Origin of the sequence: Streptomyces sp. SP18CS02 (assembly GCF_036322365.1) — a bacterium.
Classification (GTDB): Bacteria; Actinomycetota; Actinomycetes; order Streptomycetales; family Streptomycetaceae; genus Streptomyces.
This window is the reverse complement of record NZ_JAQYXC010000160.1, coordinates 1-419: the sequence shown is the minus strand read 5'-3', so window position 1 is coordinate 419 and position 419 is coordinate 1. Positions and strand designations below refer to the sequence as shown.

The window sequence follows — 419 nt, the reverse complement described above, 5'->3', positions numbered from 1 at the left end:
GTGGTGTGGGGGGGGGGGGTTGGGGGGGGGTGTTTGTTGGTTTTTTCTGTTGGTTGTGGTGTGGTTGGTTTTGTGGTTGTTTTTTTTTTTGTTTTTTTTTTTTTTTTTTTGTTTTTTTTTCTTTTTTTTTTTTTGTTTTTTTTGTGTTTGTTTTTTTATTGTGTTTTTTGTTTTTTTTATTTACATTTTTGTTGGTTCGGGTTAAAAACGGCTACCCGCGCACGTTTGGGGGGCGGGGGGGGGGGGCGGGCCGGTGCGGGGCGGGTTACGATCTGTGAGGGCGTTTGGGGATGGGGAGCGGGGAGGGGCGCACGGGGCGGCGGGAGCGGGGCGGTCAGCGTACGGGAGTGTGCTCCGGGTGCTCCCGGAGTTTGCCGAGGGCTCGGGAGACGGCGCTCTTGACCGTGCCCACGGACACC

Annotated in this window: 1 pseudogene; it reads right to left on the bottom strand. The window is 53.5% G+C overall.

The features are described 5' to 3' along the window. Window positions 1-334: 334 nt before the first annotated feature. A pseudogene (locus tag PUR26_RS01440) lies at window positions 335-419 on the bottom strand (SigE family RNA polymerase sigma factor); the annotation flags it as partial.